Source organism: Streptococcus sp. (genome assembly GCF_032481935.1).
Classification (GTDB): Bacteria; Bacillota; Bacilli; order Lactobacillales; family Streptococcaceae; genus Streptococcus.
This window is the reverse complement of the sequence record NZ_JAWERU010000076.1, coordinates 1-5,741: the sequence shown is the minus strand read 5'-3', so window position 1 is coordinate 5,741 and position 5,741 is coordinate 1. Positions and strand designations below refer to the sequence as shown.

4 protein-coding genes and 1 pseudogene are annotated in these 5,741 nt (G+C 35.9%); all 5 read left to right on the top strand.

Annotation, left to right across the window (positions count from 1 at the left end; all coding sequences use genetic code 11):
* Nucleotides 1–1,498: Spy0128 family protein (locus tag E7C97_RS09180; RefSeq protein WP_316109020.1), on the top strand; the 1,498-nt coding region annotated here is incomplete at its 5' end.
* Between the two features lie 286 nt (nt 1,499–1,784).
* Nucleotides 1,785–3,932, top strand: coding sequence for a Cna B-type domain-containing protein (locus tag E7C97_RS09175; RefSeq protein ID WP_316109018.1), 2,148 nt, complete (start codon nt 1,785–1,787; stop codon nt 3,930–3,932).
* Nucleotides 3,933–3,960: 28 nt separating this feature from the next.
* Nucleotides 3,961–4,050 (top strand): annotated as a pseudogene (locus tag E7C97_RS09655) (LPXTG cell wall anchor domain-containing protein); the annotation flags it as partial.
* Between the two features lie 215 nt (nt 4,051–4,265).
* Nucleotides 4,266–4,973 carry a glucosamine-6-phosphate deaminase gene (locus E7C97_RS09170; RefSeq protein WP_049526994.1) on the top strand — a complete coding sequence of 236 codons (708 nt, stop codon included), beginning with the start codon at nt 4,266–4,268 and terminating at the stop codon, nt 4,971–4,973.
* 603 nt (nt 4,974–5,576) lie between these two features.
* Nucleotides 5,577–5,741, top strand: a 165-nt coding sequence (gene rpsU, locus E7C97_RS09165; protein ID WP_125414809.1) for a 30S ribosomal protein S21, incomplete at its 3' end; no start/stop codon positions are given.

The following is a 5,741-nucleotide window of genomic DNA, read 5'->3' as shown; positions in this document are numbered from 1 at the left end:
AGGTAAAGTTGTTGAAACTGTAACGAACGATGCATCTGGAAACGTTAAGTTCTCAGCTATCGAATTCAAGAAAGAACAAGCAGGCGTTCACAACTACACTGTTGAAGAAGTGAAAGGTACTGATGGAACTGTTACTTATGATGAGATGAAAGCAGTAGTAACTGTAGAAGTTAAACATGACGGAACAGCGAAAGCTCTCATCACTAACGTAACTGATCCAGCAGACAAAGAGTTCAACAACAAGGTTACTCCACCAGAAACTCCTGAGTTCAATCCAGAGAAATATATTCTTAATGAAGAGAAATTCGATATCACTGGAAATAAACTCCTTGATGATGATAAAGAGTTGACTGATAAAGTAGCTGATACCAACAAAGATCCATACGTGGACAAAGTTGATAATAATGAAAAGCAAAATATCAATACTCAAACACTCCATAAGGGTGATAAGGTTGTTTACCAAGTATGGTTAGATACAACTAAATTCACTGAAGCTCACAATATTCAATCTGTTGGTATTACAGATAAATATGATAGCGAAAACTTGGATGTTAACGTATCTGAAATTAAGGCTTATGATTCAGTAACTGGTGAAGATGTAACAGCTAAGTTTGATATCTCAATTGTGGATGGTGTCATTACTGCTACATCTAAGGCTGACTTGACTAAGTCACTTGGAGATGCAGAAAATACTCAAGTAATCGACACTGCTAAATTAGCATTTGGACGTTACTACAAGTTTGATATTCCAGCACGTATCAAGGGAACTGCTAAAGAAGGTGTAGATATTGAAAATACAGCTTCTCAAATTGTTCACCAATATGATCCAACTAAGAAATCAGTTGAAAAACCAGAAAAACCAACTGAAAAACGTGTTGTTAATATTCCAGTGAAAGTTGAATTCAACTTCACGAAGAAATTGGAAGGTCGTGCGTTGAAAGCTGGTGAATTCAGCTTCGTATTGAAAGACAAAGATGGTAACGTGATTGAAACCGTAAGTAATGATGCTGAAGGTAAGATCAAGTTCTCAGCTCTTGAATTCAAACGTGGTCAAGAAGGTACTTATATCTATCATGTAGAAGAAGTGAAGGGTACAGAGGCTGGAGTTGAGTACGATAAGATGGTAGCGACTGTTGGAGTTACTGTAACTAAGGATGGTAAAGTGTTGACTCTTACTTCACAAATGCCTGAAGATACTGAGTTTAACAACAAGGTAACACCACCAACACCACCAACACCACCAACACCACCAACACCACCAACACCACCAACACCACCAACACCACCAACACCGCCAACACCGCCAACACCGCCAACACCGCCAACACCACCAACACCACCAACACCAGTAACACCACCAACACCAGAAAAACCTAAAGGTCCTGAGTTGCCAAACACTGGTGAACAATCTAAATCTGGAATTGCTGTACTTGGTGCTGCACTTGGTCTTGTAGGTCTAGGTTTGGTTGCGAAACGCAAAAAAGAAGATGAAGCTTAATATTTCTAGTTTTCTAGAATGATTCAAGATTTATCTTTGAGTATCTAAACCAAAGATATTCTAAAGTTGGTTATACATTTATTAAATAAGTGTATGTAATCGCAAGAAGAGAGGTTAATACCTCTCTTTTTGTTTTTATAATTTATTTAAGAAAACGAAAACTTTGAATAAGTATAAATCTTTAAAATTAATTAAACAAATGGTCAGTAATTGTACATTTTTTTAAATAAGTATGGTATAATTTGATTGGATAATCAAATGTTTTCTAATCGTAAAGGAGGTTATTATGAAGCATAAATTGTCTAAATGTTTAACATTTTTTTTAATGTTTTTGCTAATAGGCTTATCAATAGTTAAATTATCAAAAACAGTTCAAGCGGATTCGGTGACGGGTTATAATCTTGATACTAAGATTATTCATGAGAGATCTGGCCTTGAATTGAGTGATAATGTGGAAGTTATTGCTGGGGAACGTTTAATCGCAACTTATCAATTAACTTTTCCAGATAATCAGAATATCTCTGAGAATGATCAATTGATTTTAGATATTCCTAGAGAGCTCAGATTGATTACAAATTTGACCTTTGAAGTTACAAATAGTAAGGGTACGAAGGTTGGTGTTGCTCATACAGATCCTAGTACAGGAAAAGTTACGGTAACTTTTACAGATTATTTTTCTAAGAGACCTGAGAATAAAGAGCTTTCTTTACAGTTTAATTTAACGATTAATCGAGAAGTCGTTAAGGAGAGTCAACCAGTTACTGTTACCATTGGTCATAAGACTTATAGCTTCAAGTACAAACAAGATAGTGGTGAAGCAGGCGACTATGAGATGAAATACGGTTATCAAGATGATACAGATCCAAGTATTATTAAGTGGCGTATTCTCTTGAATGCCAATCAAGATATGATTCGTGGAATGACAATTACGGATACTTTTGGTAATGGACAAACCTTAATTCCTGAATCATTTAGAGCTGTTCGTTATGATACACAACCTACAAAAATTCGTAATGAGGCTCATATTCTCACGTTAGAGCCATCAGATAATTTTTCAAACAAGGCAGTATTCACTAAAAATGCTCAAGGAGGAATCACAGGCTTTACGATTCCATTAGGAGATAACTATCATTGGGCAATGTATATTGAATACTCTACTAAATTACCAGATGGAGTTCCTGCAGGTTCATTAGTATCGAATAATTTGGCATGGTCTGCCACAAATTTTAAGACACGTAGTATGGTACGTGAAGTCCGTCTAGAGTCAGGATCAGGTTTTGGTAACGCTGAAAAATCAGAAACAGTTATCTTAAAGGCTCACAAAACTTTAAAAGGGAAAACACTAGAAAAAGATCAGTTTAACTTTGCACTTTATGATGCTGCAAACCCTAGTGAACCTCTTCAAATTGTAAAAAATGCTGAAGATGGAAGTGTAACCTTCAATGCTATTAAGTATAAAAAAGAAGGAGTTTACAACTATATCATTCGTGAAGTTCTTCCTGAAAGCACTGATAATTACGATTATGATAGCCATGAACTAAAGGTTACTGTAACAGTAACGGATGATGATGGTATCAAAATGGGAACAGTGTCTTACGGTGAAGAGGAAACTACATTTACCAATATTTACCGAGGAACTACAAGTATAAAAGGTAAGAAAATATGGGATGATGCTGATAATAAAGCTGGCATCCGTCCCGATGTTATAACTGTTCGTCTCTTGGCTAATGGTAAAGAAGTAGCAAGTAAATCAGTAAAATCAGAAGAGAATTGGAACTTTATCTTTGAGCAGCTACCTAAAAATGATGCTGAAGGAAATACAATTGTTTATACTGTAGCAGAAGATAAAGTTGCAGGATATACGACTGTTATTGATCAGAAAAACTATATTATCACTAATACACATGTCCCTAATATTCCTGATATTCCTGAAATGACAGAATTAAAAATCAGCAAGCTTTGGGAGGATGCTGATAATAAAGCAGAAAAACGCCCAAATAGCATTAAGGTACAACTCCATGCTGATGGAAGTAAAGTAGGGCAAGAAGTTATTTTAAACGAAGATAATAATTGGACTCATACTTTTACAAATCTTCCGAAATATATAGCAGGAAAAATGATTAGCTATACAATTAGTGAAGTCAATGTTCCTGAGGGATATGTATCAAAAACAGTTCGAGAAAACGAAACGAACCTAGTCTTGATTAACACTTATCAACCACCAGTGCCTCCAGGTCCAGTAACACCTCCAGGTCCAGTAACGCCTTCCAGTAACGCCTCCAGGTCCAGTAACGCCTCCAGGTCCAGTAACACCTCCAGGTCCAGTAACGCCTCCAGGTCCAGTAACGCCTCCAGGTCCAGTAACGCCTCCAAGCCCAGTAACGCCTCCAAGCCCAGTAACACCTCCAGCACCAGTAACATCGTCAACGCCTGAAAAGAAAAAGGATAATGAGTTACCGAAAACAGGTGAACAGAAAACTACAGTCTTAATCGTTTTAGGAGTAGCACTTGGTTTAGTTGGATTAAGTTTGGTTGCCAAACGTAAAAAATAATATAAGAAAAAGAAACATTTTCCAAAATATAATCAGGAAGTGTTTCTGATAGATGATTTAAGAGAGGACGTCAAACTCCTCTCTTTTTTAGAGTAGGTAGACCTATCAATTGATTTCTTTAGTATATTTATATTTTCAACAAAAATAAACCGTTTTCACTTGACAAAAATTGGTCTATACCATATAATAAAATAAAGAATATGGAGGACAAAATTATGAAAGTTATTCAAGTGGAAAATCCAATTGAAGGTGGAAAAGTTGCTTTTGATATCTTAAAAGAAAAATTGGAAAACGGTGCACAAACATTGGGACTTGCAACAGGAAGTAGCCCTCTGGAGTTTTACCAACAAATCGTTGAGAGCGATCTTGATTTTTCAAATCTTACAAGTGTGAACTTGGATGAGTACGTAGGTCTTGATGGGGACAATCCTCAATCATATCGTTACTTCATGCAAGAAAATCTTTTCAATAAGAAACCATTTAAAGAAAGCTTCTTGCCACGTGGTGTCAAGGATAATGCAGAAGCAGAAGTAGAACGCTACAACCAAATTCTTGCTGACCATCCAGTTGACCTACAAATCTTAGGAATTGGTCGCAATGGTCATATTGGCTTTAATGAACCAGGCACACCATTTGACAGTCAAACTCATCTTGTAGAACTTGACCAGTCTACTATCGAAGCTAACGCACGTTTCTTTGAGAAGATTGAAGATGTTCCAACTCAAGCTATTTCAATGGGGATTAAAAACATTTTGGATGCTAAGTCTATCCTTCTATTTGCTTATGGGGAATCAAAAGCAGAAGCTATCGCTGGAACTGTTGAAGGCCCTGTGACAGAAAGTCTACCGGCAAGTAGCCTACAAAACCATCCAGATGTGACCATTATCGCAGATGCAGCAGCACTCAGCTTGTTAAAGAAATAAAATTTTTATCATTAAAGACCATTCGATCCTATGGATTGGGTGGTTTTTTGGTCTGGATATGTTCAAAAATGAATACAGTTTTTCTGAAAGTGGTACAATAGTTCTGATAGTAGGGTGTATGATAGATTTTCCCTTGAAAAGAAGAATATATAATCTTCATTTTTTGAGAATTATCAATTCTTGAAAAAGAAATGTTATAGGTATTGATATGAAGAAGACAAATTTGATTGTTCTGCACTTTCTGCTTTTTGTCAGTATTTAGCAAAGATAGAAGCTATCAGTTTAGCTCAACTAAAGGATTTACATTTTATTCAAGAGCAGATACTTAAACATCTTGTCTGGCATTTTGATAGTCAGGATCTGTATATCATTTCTGATTTACTGTCAGATTATGGGGAATATCTAGATTCCATTGAGTGTGAAATAAATGAATTATTTGGCCGTCTGGAATGAATTTTATAAGTGGGGAACTAGGTTAGGTGTAAGGTGTAAATTTTGTAAAATTTAAATTGAATGATTTGGGGGAATTTCATTTTTTTCTTGACAATTTTCTTTATTCCGTGTAAAATAGAATAGATCTTGAACTTGAAGGGAGTGAAAAAAATGTCTAAAACAGTAGTACGTAAGAATGAATCTCTTGACGATGCTCTTCGTCGTTTCAAACGTGCAGTTACTAAAGCTGGTACTCTTCAAGAAACACGCAAACGTGAATTCTATGAAAAACCTTCTGTAAAACGTAAACGTAAATCAGAAGCAGCTCGTAAACGT

Coding starts and splice junctions, on each gene's coding strand:
- E7C97_RS09175 (WP_316109018.1), top strand. CDS start 1,785: ATGAAGCATAAATTGTCTAAATGTTTAACATTTTTTTTAATGTTTTTG.
- E7C97_RS09170 (WP_049526994.1), top strand. CDS start 4,266: ATGAAAGTTATTCAAGTGGAAAATCCAATTGAAGGTGGAAAAGTTGCT.